The organism is Streptosporangium amethystogenes, from assembly GCF_000721075.1.
GTDB classification, from domain to species: Bacteria; Actinomycetota; Actinomycetes; order Streptosporangiales; family Streptosporangiaceae; genus Streptosporangium; species Streptosporangium amethystogenes.
The window spans coordinates 88,450-102,520 of the sequence record NZ_JOEQ01000012.1 but is presented as its reverse complement, the minus strand read 5'-3'; the positions used below and the strand labels follow the sequence as shown (position 1 = coordinate 102,520).

16 protein-coding genes are annotated in these 14,071 nt (G+C 70.8%); 13 read left to right on the top strand and 3 right to left on the bottom strand.

Translation table 11 applies throughout. From position 1 onward, the window contains the following. The first annotated feature begins 20 nt into the window (after positions 1 to 20). Positions 21 to 1,130 carry a D-alanine--D-alanine ligase family protein gene (locus tag IG98_RS0118935; protein WP_030913591.1) on the top strand — a complete coding sequence of 370 codons (1,110 nt, stop codon included), beginning with the start codon at positions 21 to 23 and terminating at the stop codon, positions 1,128 to 1,130. On the opposite strand, the gene IG98_RS0118930 is transcribed toward IG98_RS0118935, so the two are convergent. Together IG98_RS0118930 and IG98_RS0118925 are read right to left on the bottom strand one after the other, a co-directional pair. After that, the gene (locus IG98_RS0118930; protein ID WP_030913590.1) at positions 1,113 to 1,559 is read right to left on the bottom strand and encodes a DUF3515 family protein; all 447 of its coding nucleotides are present in this window, start codon (positions 1,557 to 1,559) and stop codon (positions 1,113 to 1,115) included. The two genes, IG98_RS0118935 and IG98_RS0118930, sit on opposite strands and share 18 nt — an antisense overlap. A 28-nt stretch (positions 1,560 to 1,587) precedes the next feature. Next, a complete protein-coding gene (locus IG98_RS0118925) occupies positions 1,588 to 1,821 on the bottom strand; it encodes an Lrp/AsnC family transcriptional regulator (protein WP_030913587.1) in 234 nt (77 codons plus the stop codon). Positions 1,822 to 1,872: 51 nt separating this feature from the next. On the opposite strand from IG98_RS0118925, the gene IG98_RS0118920 reads away from it, so the two are divergent. The 3 genes from IG98_RS0118920 (at position 1,873) to thiD (ending at position 4,956) form a co-directional block, all read left to right on the top strand. Then, positions 1,873 to 2,829 carry a thiamine-phosphate kinase gene (locus tag IG98_RS0118920; RefSeq protein ID WP_030913584.1) on the top strand — a complete coding sequence of 319 codons (957 nt, stop codon included), beginning with the start codon at positions 1,873 to 1,875 and terminating at the stop codon, positions 2,827 to 2,829. A 225-nt stretch (positions 2,830 to 3,054) separates the two neighbouring features. Next, the gene (locus IG98_RS0118915) at positions 3,055 to 3,951 is read left to right on the top strand and encodes a hypothetical protein (RefSeq protein ID WP_030913582.1); all 897 of its coding nucleotides are present in this window, start codon (positions 3,055 to 3,057) and stop codon (positions 3,949 to 3,951) included. A 204-nt stretch (positions 3,952 to 4,155) separates the two neighbouring features. Further along, positions 4,156 to 4,956, top strand: coding sequence for a bifunctional hydroxymethylpyrimidine kinase/phosphomethylpyrimidine kinase (gene thiD, locus IG98_RS0118910; RefSeq protein ID WP_030913580.1), 801 nt, complete (start codon positions 4,156 to 4,158; stop codon positions 4,954 to 4,956). A gap of 136 nt (positions 4,957 to 5,092) precedes the next feature. On the opposite strand, the gene rpmB is transcribed toward thiD, so the two are convergent. Next, a complete protein-coding gene (rpmB, locus tag IG98_RS0118905; RefSeq protein WP_012894387.1) occupies positions 5,093 to 5,278 on the bottom strand; it encodes a 50S ribosomal protein L28 in 186 nt (61 codons plus the stop codon). 339 nt (positions 5,279 to 5,617) lie between these two features. On the opposite strand from rpmB, the gene IG98_RS0118900 reads away from it, so the two are divergent. From IG98_RS0118900 to IG98_RS0118855, 9 genes are all read left to right on the top strand, one after another. Beyond that, on the top strand, positions 5,618 to 7,195 hold the full coding sequence (locus IG98_RS0118900; protein ID WP_030913578.1) for a DAK2 domain-containing protein: 1,578 nt from the start codon (positions 5,618 to 5,620) through the stop codon (positions 7,193 to 7,195). 135 nt (positions 7,196 to 7,330) lie between these two features. Further along, positions 7,331 to 9,502: an ATP-dependent DNA helicase RecG gene (recG, locus tag IG98_RS0118895; RefSeq protein WP_030913576.1), complete on the top strand. Its 2,172-nt coding sequence runs from the start codon at positions 7,331 to 7,333 to the stop codon at positions 9,500 to 9,502. Positions 9,503 to 9,965: 463 nt separating this feature from the next. Continuing rightward, positions 9,966 to 10,544 carry a 16S rRNA (guanine(966)-N(2))-methyltransferase RsmD gene (gene rsmD, locus IG98_RS0118885; RefSeq protein ID WP_030913572.1) on the top strand — a complete coding sequence of 193 codons (579 nt, stop codon included), beginning with the start codon at positions 9,966 to 9,968 and terminating at the stop codon, positions 10,542 to 10,544. A gap of 16 nt (positions 10,545 to 10,560) precedes the next feature. Beyond that, positions 10,561 to 11,037: a pantetheine-phosphate adenylyltransferase gene (gene coaD / locus IG98_RS0118880; protein ID WP_030913570.1), complete on the top strand. Its 477-nt coding sequence runs from the start codon at positions 10,561 to 10,563 to the stop codon at positions 11,035 to 11,037. Between the two features lie 66 nt (positions 11,038 to 11,103). Next, positions 11,104 to 11,658: a YceD family protein gene (locus tag IG98_RS0118875; RefSeq protein ID WP_030913568.1), complete on the top strand. Its 555-nt coding sequence runs from the start codon at positions 11,104 to 11,106 to the stop codon at positions 11,656 to 11,658. 1 nt (position 11,659) lies between these two features. Beyond that, complete coding sequence (gene rpmF / locus IG98_RS0118870) at positions 11,660 to 11,839, top strand: 50S ribosomal protein L32 (RefSeq protein WP_012894381.1); 180 nt, start codon at positions 11,660 to 11,662, stop codon at positions 11,837 to 11,839. 268 nt (positions 11,840 to 12,107) lie between these two features. Further along, positions 12,108 to 12,782: a ribonuclease III gene (gene rnc / locus IG98_RS0118865; RefSeq protein WP_051752506.1), complete on the top strand. Its 675-nt coding sequence runs from the start codon at positions 12,108 to 12,110 to the stop codon at positions 12,780 to 12,782. Positions 12,783 to 12,804: 22 nt separating this feature from the next. Further along, entirely contained in the window at positions 12,805 to 13,671 is an 867-nt protein-coding gene (gene mutM / locus IG98_RS0118860) for a bifunctional DNA-formamidopyrimidine glycosylase/DNA-(apurinic or apyrimidinic site) lyase (RefSeq protein ID WP_030913561.1), read from the top strand. Next, positions 13,668 to 13,943 (top strand): acylphosphatase, encoded by a 276-nt coding sequence (locus IG98_RS0118855; RefSeq protein ID WP_030913560.1) that lies wholly within the window; start codon positions 13,668 to 13,670, stop codon positions 13,941 to 13,943. The genes mutM and IG98_RS0118855 overlap by 4 nt, the downstream gene beginning before the upstream one ends. Positions 13,944 to 14,071 lie beyond the last annotated feature (128 nt).

Here is a 14,071-nt window from a genome sequence, read left to right as displayed (position 1 = left end):
AGGGGGTAGATTCGAGCATCATGAGTGAGCAGCACGAACCTCTACCGAGGGTCGCCGTCGTCTTCGGCGGTCGTAATTCCGAGCACGCCGTCTCCATTCTCGGAGCGGGAAGCGTGCTGGAGGCCATCGACAGGTCCAAGTACGAGGTGGTCCCGATCGGGATCGCCCAGGACGGCAGGTGGGTGCTCGCCTCCGGGGAGCAGCGATACGGGATCGAGGGCGGCGAGTTTCCCGCCGTCGACGCGGCGAGTGCGACGCTGGCGTTGACATCCGGTGACGGCTCACTGGTGGCGTACGACCCCGGCAGCATTCCCGTCGAGCTCGGCCACGTCGACGTCGTCTTCCCGGTGATGCACGGCCCCTTCGCCGAGGACGGCACCATCCAGGGGCTGCTGGAGATGGCCGGGGTCCGCTATGTCGGCTCCGGGGTGCTGGCCAGCTCCGTCGGCATGGACAAGGCGTACATGAAGATGGTCCTCGCCGCCTCGGGCCTGCCCGTCGGGCCGTATGTCGCGATCCGCGACCGCGACTGGCGGACCGACCGCGGCCGGGTGCTCAAGGAGGTCCAGGAGCTCGGCTGGCCGGTCTTCGTCAAGCCCGCCCGCGCCGGGTCCAGCCAGGGCATCTCCAGGGCCGCCGACCTGGAGGAGCTTGAGCGGGCCATCGAGTTCGCCCGCGAGCACGATCCCAAGGTGCTGGTCGAGGCCGCGATCACCGGCCGCGAGATCGAGTGCGCCGTGCTGGAGTCGCCGGGCGACGAGGCGCCCCGGGCCAGCCTGCCCGGTGAGGTGCTGGTTCACGGAGACCACGAGTTCTTCGACTTCGAGGCCAAGTACATCGGGGATGACATGTCCCTGTCGGTGCCCGCCGACATCCCCGAGGAGACGGCCGAGCAACTGCGGGCGATGGCCGTGCGCGCCTTCGAGGCGCTGGGCTGCGAGGGCCTGTCGCGGGTCGACTTCTTCTACACCACCGACGGGCGGCTGATCGTCAACGAGATCAACACCATGCCCGGCTTCACCGCGATGTCGGTCGCACCGCAGCTCTGGGCCGCCACCGGGGTGCCCTACGCGGAGCTGGTCGACCGGCTGATCCAGCTCGCGCTGCGCCGCTCACCCGGTCTGCGGTAGCGCCGCCCTGATCGGTGCCGCGAGATCGACCAGCACGCTCTGCGGGGTGTGCTCCCGCGCGACCGTCACCTCGACGTAGGCCGCCCTGCCGACCGACGTGAACAGCGTCGGTCGGGCCGGGTCGGCGTACCACGCCACTTCGTTGATCTCGGGCACCTGGTCGGTGGGCGACATCGTCACCGGCCGCGGCACCCCGCAGCGCAGGGCGATGCGGCCCTGCCCCCACACGGCGACGTAGGGGGAGGCGGGGGTGGACTCGACCCTGTCCGCACCGTCGAGTCTCCGCGGGAGCCGCTCGGCGAGCGCCTGGCACGCGGCGGCGGCGGGCCCCTCGGGGACGGGCGGCTCGACCCGGACGGCGCCGCCGCAGCCCGCCAGGATCAGCAGGGCGCAGGCGCACCCCGCCAGGCGGATGAACCGCAGTGGCATGTCACGTTCCCGACGGTCGGCTGCGAACTCAGATGTGGACGATGGGACACGTCAGTGTACGCGTGATCCCCTCCACACCCTGAATCTGCGCCACCACGAGCTTTCCCAGCTCATCGACGTTGCGGGCCTCCGCCCGCACTATCACGTCGTAGGGTCCGGTGACGTCCTCGGCCTGGGTGACACCAGGGATGCCGGAGATCTCCGAAGCCACGTTCGCGGCCTTGCCGACCTCGGTCTGAATAAGGATGTAGGCCTGCACCACAACGACCTCCGGGGCGATTGGATCAGTGCCGAAGGGCCACCGTACCCTGTGATGAACGGGAGGTGTGTCATCACAGTCGGAGATCTCGGCGAATTCGGAGTTGTTGCACGTATTGCCGGACGCTTGCCGCAGGGAGGGACCGTATTGCTCGGTCCCGGAGACGACGCCGCGGTGGTGAGCGCTCCTGATGGGCGGGTCGTCGTGACGACTGACCTGTTAATCGAGGGTAGGCACTTCCGCCGTGATTGGTCCAGTGGCTACGACATCGGGCGCAAGGCCGCGGCGCAGAATCTCTCGGACGTCGTGGCGATGGGAGCAGACCCCACCGGCCTCGTGGTCGGCCTCGGGCTGCCCGCCGACGCCGCCACCGGCTGGCTGGACGATCTCACGGACGGCTTCCGCGACGAGTGCGACCTCGTCGGCGCCAGCGTGGTGGGCGGCGACATCACCCGCTGCGACCTCGTCGTGATCGCCGTCACCGCCCTGGGCGACCTCGGCGGCCGGGCGCCGGTCACCAGGTCGGGGGCCCGGCCTGGTGACGTGGTCGCGGTCGCGGGCCGCCTCGGACACGCCGCCGCGGGCCTCGCGCTGCTCCGTGCGGGCCTGGCCGGGCCGGTGGAACTGATCGACGCCCACCGCCGCCCGTGCCCTCCCTATCCGCGCGGTCCCGAGGCCGCCGCGCTGGGGGCCACCGCCATGCTCGACGTGAGCGACGGCCTGCTCCAGGATCTCGGCCACGTGGCGGCCGCGGCCGGAACCGCGCTCGTGCTCGACCCGGAGGCGTTCGACATCCCGCCGGTGATGCGGGAGGCGGCCCGGCTGCTCGGCACGGATCCGCTGGAGTGGGTGCTCTCCGGCGGTGACGACCACGCCCTCGCCGCGACCTTCCCGGACCGGGTACGGCTCCCGGAGGGCTGGAGTGTGGTGGGTCATGTCATCGAGGGTGAGGGAGTGCAGGTCAAAGGCCTGCTGCTGGACCGTGGAGGCTGGGACCACTTCCGGGAGTGACCTTTACCACTCGTTGTTACATCTGCGAAAATTGCGACAAACGGTTATTGAACTGGTATGAAGTTGGGCGGTCGAGATTCCCTCCGAGAAAGGGGCGATATGGGCCGCCATGGTGGAAACGGGGAAGCGGCTTCCCCGGACCGGGGGAAACGCCGGCCGGAGCCCGATCCGGCACCCGATTACCGGGACGAGCCGATCGGGCGCCGGCTCCGTCCCGAGGAGTCGATGGTCACCGAGCCCCAGACGGGTTTCCTGGGTTCGGGGTGGACCTCGGAGTCCGAACCGTCCGTCACGTGGCCCGAGGACGAGGAGAGGTCCGGCGGACGGACCAGGATGACCCTGCTGATCGTCGCCGCGGTGGCGGTGGTGCTCGGCGGGACCGTGTTCGGGATCCGGGCGCTGACCGGCTCCGAGAGTTCCGCCGACTGCCCGCCCGCCGGTTGCGCCACGGCGGTGTCGAACCAGCCGGAACCGCGGCCCGACCCCGCCGATGGGACCGAGCCCATCGAGGATCCGGTACCGGCCGACGAGCCCGAGGAGGCGGGCGACGAGACGGCGGAGGCCACGCCCGTCCCGACTCCCACCTCCACCCACAGGGGAGGCGGGGTCACCTCCACCCCCAAGCCCACCGCGACGAGGAAGGCCACCCGCGCGCCCCGGGCCTCCGACGAACCCTCGCCCACCGGCGAACCGGAGCCCACGTCCACCTCCGAGCCCCTCATCGTCGGTGACCACCGAACACCCGCTCCCGCGCAGTCCTCGAGCACCACGGCGCCCGCCCCCGTGCCCACCGACACCTTCGAGGCCCCCGCGCCCGCCGCGGGGGGCGCCATGATCATGGTAGGTGCCGCCCTCGTGAGGAGCAGGGCACAGTCGTACACGGTCAGGCTCGTGGTCGCCGCGGACGAGAGCGTCGAGAACCTGAAGGTGAGCGTGCCGGTCGACGGGACGGTCTCCGCGGTGAGCGGAGCCGACTGGGAGCAACTCGACGACAACCTGGTGATCGACTCGCCGGAGGTTCTGGAGGCGGGCGAGGAACTCGTCGTCGTCTTCACCGCGAGCGGTGACGCGGGGATTCCGGAGACCTGTCAGAGCGACAGGGGAGAGTGCGCCGTCGTCTGACCCGGCGTCCCAGACCGGGCCGGCGCCGTCGCCCGATCCGGCCAGTGCTTCCGGCCAGTGCTTCCGGCCAGTGGTTCGGGTCTGTGGTCCGGTCGGCCCTCGGTCGCCCAAGTCGGTGCCACCGCGGCTCTACGCGGCCAAGGTGTGGCGGGGAGTGGACGGGGTGTGCTCAGCCGGTCGGCGTGGGGCTGGTTGGATGGGGGCATGACCGTTCTGGCTCCCCCTCGCGTGCTGACCGTCGCCGGTTCCGACTCCGGAGGCGGTGCGGGCATCCAGGCCGACCTGAAGACCATGCTGGCCCTCGGCGTCCACGGCATGAGCGTGATCGCCGCGGTGACCGCACAGAACTCGGTGGGCGTACAGGGCTACTGGGAGCTTCCCCCGGAGGCGGTCCGCGCCCAGCTCGACTCGGTGCTCGGTGACATCGGTGCCCAGGCGGTCAAGACCGGCATGCTCGCCTCGCCCGTACTGGTGGAGACGGTCGCCGAGGTGCTGGCAGGGCTGGATGTGCCCGTCGTGGTGGATCCGGTGGGAGTCTCCAAGCACGGTGACACGCTCCTCGCCCCGGAGGCCGTGGAGACGGTCAGGTCGAGCCTGCTGCGCACGGCCACGGTGGTCACCCCCAACCTGTGGGAGGTTCTCCAGCTCACCGGAGTGAAGGTCACCGACGAAGCAGACCTGCGCCGGGCCGCCGACGCGGTCCTGGCACTCGGGCCCGAGTGGGCGCTCATCAAGGGCGGCCACCTTCCAGGGGCTCCCGTCGATCTGCTGACCGACGGCACGCGCGAGTTCCGCTTCACCGCGGAGCGCCACGACAACCGGCACACCCACGGCACGGGCTGCACCCTGGCCTCCGCGATAGCCTCCTACCTGGCCCTCGGCGAGGACGTCCCCGTCGCTGTGGAGAAGGCGAAGGCGTACGTCACCGGCGCGATCGAGCACGGCTTCCCCCTGGGGGCCGGCATCGGCCCGGTGGACCACGCCTGGCGCCTGCGCGCCCGCTGAACGCGGAAAACCCACTTCGAACGCGGCAGAGCCGTACCGCCCGAGGCGGAGCCGGCCCGCCTCGGGCGGTGAAACCCGTTGGGAACGGCGAAGCCCGCCACCCCGTCGAGGGGCGGCGGGCTTCGCGGAAGTCCGACTAGCGGGTGACCTTGCCGGCCTTGATGCAGGAGGTGCAAACGTTCAGCCGCTTCGGCGTGCCGTTCACCACTGCGCGCACGGGCTGGATGTTCGGGTTCCAGCGGCGGCGGGTGCGGCGGTGCGAGTGGGAGACGTTGTTGCCGAAGGTCGGCTTCTTAGCGCAAACGTCGCAGACGGAAGCCACGGTTCGCTCCTTAGATCAGTCGAGAGGCTCGATCCGCCGCACTGGCGGGCGGTCATCGGGCATGCCGGGACGACCGGCTGGCCACACGAGGATACCCGATGTTCGGCCCTACAGGCGAACGTGAGCCGCCGTGAACGGTCGAACGGGGATAATCTCCGGAGGCAACCGTAGCGCATCCTGGGACACGCCATGGCGGGTCGCGCCCGGCGGGCGGCGATCGGCCGGTGAGATCGGCCGGTGAGATCGGGGCCGAACGGGCTGTGCGGACGGGGAGGGTGTGCCGGTCGCGGGGCCGGAACCTGTCAGGGAAGACCGGTGAGCAGGAGCAGGAGGGCAGGAATGCTGCAGGTTCTCGACCCGCCCTCGGTGCGGAGGTGGTCGCGGCTGGCCGCGGAGACGCTGGGGAAGGCACGCGAGGAGATCGACGCGCTCAACGTCTTCCCGGTGCCCGACGGCGACACCGGTACCAACCTGCACCTGACCATGCTCTCCGCGGCCGAGGCGCTCGACGGGCTGCCCGCCGACGCGGGGACGGCGGCCACCTGGCAGGCGCTCGCGCAGGGAGCGCTGCTCGGCGCGCGGGGCAACTCCGGGGTGATCGTCAGCCAGGCGCTACGCGGCCTCGCCGAGGTGTTCAGGGAGGCCGAGGGGCGTGGCACTGACCTCTGCCGTGGCCTGGTCAGAGCCGCCGAACTGGCCCGTGCCGCGGTGGCCAGACCGGTCGAGGGCACGATCCTGAGCGTCCTGGCCGCGGTGGCCGCGGCGGTGCGCGACGGCCGGGGAGATCTCGTCTCGATCGCGAGAAGGGCGGCCGAGGAGGCGCGCTCCGCGCTCCGCCGTACCTCCGGGCAGCTCGACGTGCTGGCCCGCAACGGGGTGGTCGACGCGGGCGGCGCGGGGTGGGCGATCATTCTGGAGAGCCTCGCCGCGATCGTCACCGACTCCTACACCGAGCGGGTGGACATCCCCGCCCCGGCCCACCGGATCGGCGCGGAGGTCGCGGGGGAGAGCGCGGACGGGCCCGGCTACGAGGTCATGTACCTCCTGGAGGCCGGAGCGGCACAGGTCGCGGCGCTCCGTGCGGAACTCGACGCGCTCGGTGAGTCGCTGGTGATCGTGGGTGGGGACGACCTGTGGAACGTGCACGTCCACGTGGACGATGCGGGCGCGGCGATCGAGGCGGCGGTCCGGCTGGGGCGGCCCCACCGGATCAGGGTGACGTATCTGGTCGGCGCGGGCAGGACCCACCCGGCCGCGCGGGGCAGGGGAGTGGTGGCCGTGGCGGCGGGACCCGCGCTGGCCGCGCTGTTCGAGGAGTCGGGGGCCGTGGTCGTCCGCCGCGAGCCGGGCTCCAGCCCGCCGCTGGCGGCGGTGCTCGCCGCCATCCGCGAGGCCGGCTCGGAGGTCGTGGTCCTGCCCAACGACAGCGGGACGCGTGAGGTCGCCGCCGCCGCCGCGGAGGTGGCCAGGGAGGAGGGCCTGGTGGTCGGCGTACTCCCGACCAGGGCCTCGGTGCAGGGCCTGTCGGCGCTGGCCGTGCACGATCCGCTGCGCCGCTTCGACGACGACGTGGTGGCCATGACCGAGGCCGCCGCGCACACCCGCCACGGGCACGTCTGGGTGGCCGACCGCGAGGTCATGACGAGCGCGGGCCTGGCCGGGCCCGGTGACGTCCTGGGGGTGGTCGACGGGGACGCCGCGCTGATCGGCAGGGATCTCGGAGCCACCGCCCTGGAGGTCGTGGGCCGCATGGTGTCCTCCAGCAGCGAGCTGGTGACCGTCCTGGAGGGCGTCAACGCCCCCGAGGGGCTCGCCCGCGCGGTGCTGGACCATCTGGCCGAGACCAGGCCGGACATCGAGGTGGTGCTGTACGAGGGCGGCCAGGGCGGCTACCCGCTGCTCATCGGCGTCGAATGAGCCGGTGCCGGACGAGGGCGTCGCGAGGCCCGGCGTCAGGCGCGCCTGCCGGTGACGTTCGCGGGCGACGCGCGTGAACCGTTCCGTGGGCCGGGCCGGGCGATTTCTGTCTCCCGCACACGGTAGAAAGCTGGGGTGACGAGCTTCGACGAGCCGCTGGCGAAGGCGCTGGACCCCAAAACCGCCAAGTTGCTGGAGAGCGTTCTCGACCTGCGCACCGTAGGCGACCTGTTGCGGCACTATCCGCGGCGCTACGCCGAGCGGGGTGAGCTGACCGACCTCGACGACCTGCGGGTCGACGAGCACGTCACGGTGGTGGGCGAGGTCACCAGGGCGATGCGCAGGCCGATGCGGAACAAGGGCGGCACCTGGCTGGAGGTCGAGGTCGTCGACGCCCGCCGCAGCAAGATCTACCTGTCGTTCTTCGGGAAGGCGTCCCACATCGCGGAGACGCGGCTGCGGCCGGGCAGTCGCGGCATGTTCGCCGGGAAGGTCGGCGCCTTCGGCCAGGGCGAGAAGCGCAAGTGGCAGCTCTCCCACCCCGAGTTCGAGATGATCGAGGAGAGCGAGGCGGGGGCCGAGGAGTTCGCCGCCGCGCTCGTGCCGATCTACCCGGCGGGCAAGGACGTGACGCCCTGGGCCATCCGCAGGGCGCTGGGTGTCGTCCTCGACACGATGGGCGAGCTCGACGACCCGCTTCCCGAGGAGTTGCGCGCCCGGCACCGGCTCCCAGGTCTGTCGGACGCGCTGCTGGCCGTCCACCGGCCGCGCGACCACGCCGACGTGGCCAGGGCGCGCAAGCGGCTCAGGTTCGACGAGGCGTTCCTGCTTCAGGCGGTGCTGTTGCAGCGCCGGATGGCCGCGGCCTCCTGGCCCGCCACCCCCAGGCCCGCGATCCCCGACGGGCTGCTCGCCGACTTCGACAAGCGGCTGCCGTTCGAGCTGACCGAGGGGCAGCGCGAGGTGGGCGAGGAGGTCGCGGCCGATCTGGCCATGGCCCACCCCATGCACCGGCTGCTCCAGGGCGAGGTCGGGGCGGGCAAGACCGTCGTCGCGCTGCGCGCGATGCTCCAGGTGGTCGACGCCGGGGGGCAGGCCGTGCTGCTGGCGCCCACCGAGGTGCTCGCCCAGCAGCATCACCGGTCGATCTCGGCCATGCTCGGCGACCTGGCCACCGGTGGCATGTTCGGCGGCACCGCGGTCGCCCTGCTGACCGGCTCGCTGGGCGCCGCGGCCCGCCGCTCGGCCATGCTCGACGCGGCCTCGGGCACGGCGGGCATCGTCGTCGGCACCCACGCGGTCCTGCAGGAACGGGTCCAGTTCGCCGATCTCGGCCTGGTCGTGGTCGACGAGCAGCACAGGTTCGGCGTCGAGCAGCGCGACGCGCTTCGCGAGAAGGCCGGGGACGGTCGCCCGCACGTGCTGGTCATGACCGCCACCCCCATCCCCCGCACGGTCGCCATGACGGTATTCGGCGACCTCACGGTCTCCACGCTCTCCCAGCTGCCCTCCGGGCGTGCCCCGATCACCACGCACGTGGTTCCCGCCGCGGAGAAGCCGCACTTCCTCGACCGCGCCTGGACCCGGCTGCGCGAGGAGATCGGGCTGGGCCGCCAGGCCTACGTCGTGTGCCCGCGCATCGGCGACCTGGAGGGCGACGAGGGCGACATGTCGAAGACCGACGACGAGCGCAGGCCGCCGCTGGCGGTGCTCGACGTGGCCGAGACGCTCTCGCGGGGGCCGCTGCTGGGGCTCCGCACGGAGGTGCTCCACGGCAAGCTCCCTCCCGAGGAGAAGGACGCGGTGATGAAGGCGTTCACCAGGGGAGAGATCGACGTGCTGGTGGCGACCACGGTCATCGAGGTCGGCGTGGACGTCCCCAACTCCTCGGTCATGGTCATCATGGACGCCGACAGGTTCGGCGTCTCGCAGCTCCACCAGCTCCGCGGCCGGGTCGGCCGCGGCGGGCTGCCCGGTCTCTGCCTGCTGGTGACCGACTCCCCCAGCGGCACGCCCGCCAGGGCGCGGCTCGACGCCGTGGCGGCCACCCTGGACGGCTTTGAGCTGTCCCGTGTCGACCTGGAACAGCGCAGGGAGGGTGATGTGCTCGGGGTGGCCCAGTCGGGGCGCAGGTCGTCGCTGAAGATGCTCAGGCTCCTCCGCGACGAGGACGTCATCCACGCCGCGCGCCTGGACGCCGAGGCGATGCTGGAGGCCGACCCCGAACTGGCGGGGCACCCCGTGCTCCGCGCGGAGATCGACAGGCTCCTGGCGGACGAGCGCGCCGAGTACCTGGAGAAGACCTGAACGACCGGCGGAGGCGATGCCCGTCGGGGCGGTGGCCCCGCGGGGTCTCGCGGCCCTGGCCGGCGGATGCGCCGGGCCCAACTGCGGGGACGGCCTCCCCCCGAATGCCGTCCCCGCCTGGGCCCACTCCCGGGTCAGGTGCCGAGAGCACCGGCGTGCGGAAGGGCTCACGATCACGCCGGTCGGCCTCCCCCTGGGTCACTTGGAGGCCGCAGGAATCATCATGCAAGGGACCGGCACCTGACGGAACGACCCTTACGCTTTCGTCGCCACTCCTTGCCCACTCTTGACCTAGATCACCTAGCAGGACCCTTTTGACCTGCGGTTATGTGATGCGTCGCGACACGCCGTGCTGCGTCCGGCGGACCTGGGTGCCTCCGGGGACCGGTGTCGGAACCGGTGACGGGGACGGGGACGGGCGGTGGCCGACGGCATCGGGCGGCGGCACTGAGAGGATGTCCGGGTGAGCCGAGTCATCGCGGGAAGCGCAGGGGGACGGCGGCTGGCAGTGCCGCCGGGGCGGGGGACCCGCCCCACGAGCGACAGGGCCAGGGAGGGGATCTTCTCCACGGTGGGGTCGCTGATCGGCCCGCTGGAGGGGTGCCGGGTGCTCGACCTCTACGCGGGCTCGGGCGCGCTCGGGCTTGAGGCGCTCTCCCGGGGGGCCGCCCGGGTGCTCCTGGTGGAGTCGGACGCCAGGGCGATCCGGACGATCAGGCAGAACGTCACCGCGCTGGGGCTGTCCGGGGTCGAGGTCGCCGCCGACAGGGTCGAGCGGCTGCTGGCCAGGGGTGTCGGGGACACCGGGGAGCCGTACCACCTCGTCCTCGCCGACCCGCCGTACGCGCTGGGCGACGAGGAGGTGGGGACGGTGCTCGAACTGCTGCGCGACCGAGGCTGGCTGGCCGAGGACGCGCTCGTCGCGGTGGAAAGGGAGAGCCGGGGAGGGGACCTCCGCTGGCCGGTGGGGTACGAAGAGGAGAGGGTCCGTCGTTACGGTGAAGCGGCCGTTTGGTACGGTCGCGCCGCCGGGAATCCTTAAGAGCAGGGAGTCCACCTTGCGTCGCGTTGTCTGTCCGGGATCCTTCGATCCCGTCACGAACGGTCATCTGGACATCATCGGCCGGGCTTCCCGGCAGTACGACGAGGTCGTCGTGGCCGTACTGATCAACATCGAGAAGAAGAGCCTCTTCACGGTGGACGAACGTATCCAGACTCTCCAGACGGTCACCAAGGAGTACGGGAACGTCCGCGTGGACAAGTTCCACGGCCTCCTGGTCGACTACTGCAGGCAGCAGGAGATCCCCGCCATCGTGAAGGGCCTGCGCGCGATCAGCGACTTCGACTACGAGCTCCAGATGGCGCAGCTCAACTACCGGATGTCCGGGGTGGAGACCCTGTTCATGGCCACCGGGCCCGAGGTCTCCTTCCTGTCCTCCAGCCGCATCAAGGAGATCGTCAAGTATGGTGGGAGCGTGGCCGGGCTAGTTCCCGATCTTGTCCAGGAACTCCTGGTCGAACGGCTCAGGGGCTAGTCCCTGCTATTCTCTTGTTTCGGCCTTGCACGATGGCGATGATGCGCCATGCCTAATGAGAGTGAAATGACTCATCCCAACCTTGACCCCCGAGCCCCATGGGTGATCTCGACCCATGACCTGGGGCGACGACCAGGGTCGATGCGGCGGATGGACCTCGTTCTCCCGGCACCGGCGGACATCGGCGTCGACATGATCGGCGTTCCCAAGGACGCCGAAGTCGAGCTGGACATCCGGCTTGAGGCGGTCATGGAGGGTGTGCTCGTCACGGGCACTGCGCAAACCCCGCTGCGGGGGGAGTGCGCACGCTGCCTGGAGCCGGTCATCTCGCAAGCCGAGGTGGGCTTCCAGGAGCTGTTCTTCTACTCGGCAGAGGATGCTGCCGAGGGTGACTCGCTTCTCGCCGGTGAACTTCTCGACCTCGAACCCGCGTTTCGCGACGCGGTGGTGCTCACACTGCCGTTGAGCCCGGTCTGCGGTGAGGACTGCACCGGACTCTGCGTGCAGTGCGGGGTCAGGCTGGCAGATGCCGAGCCTGACCACGGCCACGAGGTGGTCGACGCCCGCTGGGCGAAGCTGCAAGGTCTGATTCCGGAACATAACAACGATCAGGAGAGCTGACGTGGCTGTCCCCAAGCGCAAGATGTCGCGGAGCAACACTCGCTCCCGCAGGTCGCAGTGGAAGGCCGCCGCGGTTTCGCTCGTGAGCTGCCCCCAGTGCCGCTCGCCGAAGCGTCCGCACGTGGCGTGCCCGACCTGCGGCACCTACAACCGCCGTCAGGTGATCGAGCCCTCCGCCTGATCGCAGTCTGACAGACGGATGCCGGCCGGGTCCTTTCCGGCCCGGTCGGCGTCATCGTCCGCCCACCCTGCGATGGCGGTCCGCCCGCGGTTGTGGTGGACGCCGGGGTTCGCGGTAGAACGCGTGCCCTCCCGGCGCCCACCACGTCTTCGGGCATCTCTCGTTTCTTCGCCATCGCACATTTCGACGAGAGAGCGTGCGAGGAGAAGTCGTGGGTACGAGTGTCAAACCGGTCGCCGTCGAGTTCGTCAAGGACGAGCTTGAGCGCCTGCTGTCGGTGCGTCTGGACGTCGCCATCCTGGAGCGTGCGCTGACGCACCGCTCCTACGCGTACGAGAACGGCGGCCTGCCGACCAACGAACGCCTGGAGTTCCTGGGCGACTCGGTGCTGGGCCTGGTCGTCACCGACACCCTCTACCGCAACCACCCCGACCTGCCCGAGGGGCAGCTGGCCAAGCTCAGGGCCGCGGTGGTGAACATGCGCGCCCTCGCCGACGTGGCCCGCTCGCTGGGCCTCGGCCGTTTCCTGCGGCTCGGCCGGGGTGAGGAGGGTACCGGGGGGCGCGACAAGTCCTCGATCCTCGCGGACACCCTTGAGGCGCTCATCGGCGCGATCTACGTGAACAGGGGGCTGGACGAGGCGTTCCGTGTCGTCCACCTGCTCTTCGATCCCCTCATCACCCGCTCCGCCTCGCTCGGCGCCGGGCTCGACTGGAAGACCTCCCTGCAGGAGCTCACCGCCTCCGAGTCGCTCGGCGTGCCCGAATACCATGTTGAGGAGAGCGGCCCCGACCACGCCAAGTCCTTCACCGCGGTCGTTCGCGTCGGCGGAGAGGGGTACGGTTCGGGATCCGGCCGCTCGAAGAAGGAAGCCGAGCAGCAGGCCGCGGAGGCGGCCTGGAACAGGATCCGCCAGGACCGCGACAGACGCGAAGCCGGCTGACCCGTCGCCCAAGGAGGGGTGCATGCCCGAACTGCCCGAGGTCGAGGTGGTACGCCGTGGCCTGGAGCGGTGGGTTTCCGGCAGGGTCGTCGCCCACGCCGAGGTGCTCCACCCGAGGGCGATCAGACGGCACCTGCCCGGAGCGGAGGAGTTCTCCACCCGGTTGAAGGGCCGCACCGTCGGTGCGGCGGAGCGCAGGGGTAAGTACCTCTGGCTGCCGCTGGACGGCCCCGACGCCATCCTGGCGCACCTCGGGATGAGCGGTCAGCTGCTGGTCGTGGAGCCGGACACGGCACCGGAGAAGCACCTGCGGGTCCGGATCGGCTTCACCGACGGTGGCCCGGAGCTGCGCTTCGTCGACCAGCGGACCTTCGGCCACGTGCTGGTGACCGCCATGACCCGGGCCGGCGGCCGGGTGGTGCCCGAGCCGATCGCGCACATCGCGGCCGACCCGTTCGAGGGGCATTTCGACGACGAGGCGTTCGCCCGCCGGCTGCGTGCCCGGCAGACCGAGGTCAAGCGCGCACTGCTGGACCAGTCGCTGATCAGCGGTGTCGGCAACATCTACGCCGACGAGGCTCTCTGGCGGGCCGGGTTGCACGGCACCCGGCCCACCGGAACGCTGACCAAGCCGAAGATCGACGAGTTGCTGGGCGCGGCCAGGGCGGTGATGTCCGCCGCACTGGCCGAGGGCGGCACATCCTTCGACAGTCTTTACGTGAATGTCAATGGTGAGAGCGGTTACTTCGACCGTTCCCTGGCGGTCTACGGCAGGCGCGACGAGCCCTGCCCGCGGTGCGGTGCCCCGATCGTTCGCGAGTCGTTCATGAACCGCTCCTCCTACAGCTGTCCTCGCTGCCAGCCCAGGCCGAGGAGGGCCGCGGCGTGACGGACGTGCGGCTGACCGCCTGGGTCAGGGGTCACGTGCAGGGTGTGGGTTTCCGCTGGTGGACGCGGTCCAGGGCACTGGAGCTCGGCCTGGTCGGCTGGGCGCGCAACACGGCCGACGGCCGGGTGGAGGTGGTCGCGCAGGGGCCTGAGAAGTCCTGCGCGATGCTGCTTGAGCTGCTCAGGGGCGGTGAGACGCCCGGCAGGGTGGACGGGGTCGTCGAACGTTGGAGCGAGTTCAAAGGCATTCTCGAGGGTTTTGTCGAGCGCTGACCACTTTCCCAAACCGCCCAAAATACGGTATAGTTGACTGTCGAGAGTGCCTACTGGTGCATCCATTCGGAGCGTTCAGCTTGACCGTCTCCCTCACCGGTGCGACTCTTGACAAAGAACCACGCGCA

Coding starts and splice junctions, on each gene's coding strand:
- IG98_RS0118935 (WP_030913591.1), top strand. CDS start 21: ATGAGTGAGCAGCACGAACCTCTACCGAGGGTCGCCGTCGTCTTCGGC.
- IG98_RS0118930 (WP_030913590.1), bottom strand. CDS start 1,559: ATGCCACTGCGGTTCATCCGCCTGGCGGGGTGCGCCTGCGCCCTGCTG.
- IG98_RS0118920 (WP_030913584.1), top strand. CDS start 1,873: ATGAACGGGAGGTGTGTCATCACAGTCGGAGATCTCGGCGAATTCGGA.
- IG98_RS0118915 (WP_030913582.1), top strand. CDS start 3,055: ATGGTCACCGAGCCCCAGACGGGTTTCCTGGGTTCGGGGTGGACCTCG.
- thiD (WP_030913580.1), top strand. CDS start 4,156: ATGACCGTTCTGGCTCCCCCTCGCGTGCTGACCGTCGCCGGTTCCGAC.
- IG98_RS0118900 (WP_030913578.1), top strand. CDS start 5,618: ATGCTGCAGGTTCTCGACCCGCCCTCGGTGCGGAGGTGGTCGCGGCTG.
- IG98_RS0118875 (WP_030913568.1), top strand. CDS start 11,104: ATGACTCATCCCAACCTTGACCCCCGAGCCCCATGGGTGATCTCGACC.
- mutM (WP_030913561.1), top strand. CDS start 12,805: ATGCCCGAACTGCCCGAGGTCGAGGTGGTACGCCGTGGCCTGGAGCGG.